This is a genomic window from Micrococcus sp. HG099, from assembly GCF_024723355.1.
Classification (GTDB): Bacteria; Actinomycetota; Actinomycetes; order Actinomycetales; family Micrococcaceae; genus Micrococcus; species Micrococcus endophyticus.
In genome coordinates, this window is the sequence record NZ_JANQCJ010000244.1 from 1 (window position 1) to 1,319 (window position 1,319).

The 1,319-nt window shown below is 80.3% G+C and carries 2 protein-coding genes; one reads left to right on the plus strand and one right to left on the minus strand.

All coding sequences use genetic code 11. The features are described from left to right. Positions 1-12 precede the first annotated feature (12 nt). Positions 13-495, minus strand: a complete 483-nt coding sequence (locus tag NWP10_RS11980) for an NUDIX hydrolase (RefSeq protein WP_158494283.1) — start codon at positions 493-495, stop codon at positions 13-15. 161 nt (positions 496-656) lie between these two features. Between NWP10_RS11980 and NWP10_RS11985 the strand changes: the two genes are divergently transcribed. Continuing rightward, positions 657-1,319, plus strand: a 663-nt coding sequence (locus NWP10_RS11985) for a hypothetical protein (protein ID WP_258301053.1), incomplete at its 3' end; no start/stop codon positions are given.

Here is a 1,319-nt window from a genome sequence, read left to right on the forward strand (position 1 = left end):
GGGCCGGGCCGCTCATGCGGCCGCTCCGGCCCGGGCGAGGGCCTCGCGCACCCACGGCGCGGTGCGCACGGCGTCCAGGCCGGCCAGGTCGAACCAGCGGGCGTCCGTGGAGGAGCCGCCGACCTCGGGGCGCAGCACGCCGCCGGTGATGCGGGCCGTGTAGAGGACCTGCACGGTCAGCAGCGGCAGGGCCTCGCCGCGCAGGCGCCGCTCGGCCGGGATCACGCCGGTGGTGACGCCGAGCAGCCCGGTGAGCTCGGCGGTGTGGCCGGTCTCCTCCCACACCTCGCGCCGGCAGGCCTCCTCGGGGCTCTCCCCCAGCTCGATCCCGCCGCCGGGCAGCGTCCACACGAGGTGCTCGGGGCCCTGCCACGAGCTGAGCAGCACGCGGCCGCCGTCGACGATCAGCGCGTAGGCCCCGGCGCGCGTCTGGAAGGGGCCGGCGGGCGCGTCCGCTCGGGCGGGCTCGGCGTCCGGGACGGGGGTGGGGCTCATGGGCGGCAGGCTCCTGGCGGCAGGGGACGGCCCGCGGCGGGAGACGCCCGGGCCCGGCCAGTCTACGAGCACCGCCCACCGCGAACACCCCCGCGCCCGGGCCCCGGGCGTCCTACGCTGGAGGACCACCCGTCCCCGTCCCCCGGAGAGGAGCAGCACCCGTGGACGCCCCGCAGCAGACCCCCGCACCGGCCGACGTCGGCCCCGCGGCCGTGCTCGCGCGCGTGCGCACCCTCCTGGCGGAGGCCCGCACGTCGGGCGCCCCCGAGGGCGCCGTCGACGCCGCCCCCGTGGACCACGACGCCCGGCAGTGGTGGGAGCTCTCGCTGGAGGCGGCGTTGCGGGACGAGCCGCGTGAGTCCGCGCGCTGCGCCGAGTCCGGCCTGGCGGCCCTGGGCCCGGGCGAGGACGGCGTGCGCCTGTCCCTGCTGCGCGCCCTCGCCGTGGCCGCGGACCGGCTCGGCGACGAGACCGGGCTGACGCGGTGGGTCGAGGCCCGCGCCGCGCTGCTGCGCACCCTGGGCCGTCCCCGGCAGGCGGCCCTGGAGACCCAGCTGGGCGCCTCCCTCGTGCGCGAGCCGGACGGCTTCGAGGCGTCCGTGCTGGCCGGCGTCGTGGAGGAGGAGCCGGGCGTGCCGGGCGAGGACCCCGGGGACACCGTGCTGCCCGAGGCGGCGCTGGCCCTGGCGGTCCACCGGGTGCACGCCTCGGACCTGGACGGGGCGCTGGCGGCGGCCCGCCGCGCCGTCGAGTCGCTGCGCGGCCTGCGCGCCGCCGGCGCCGTGCTGCCGGTCGGCTCGTGGTCGAGCGCGCACCTGCTGCTC

Excerpts from the sequence above, each read along its gene's own strand:
- NWP10_RS11980 (WP_158494283.1), bottom strand. The coding sequence starts at position 495 with ATGAGCCCCACCCCCGTCCCGGACGCCGAGCCCGCCCGAGCGGACGCG.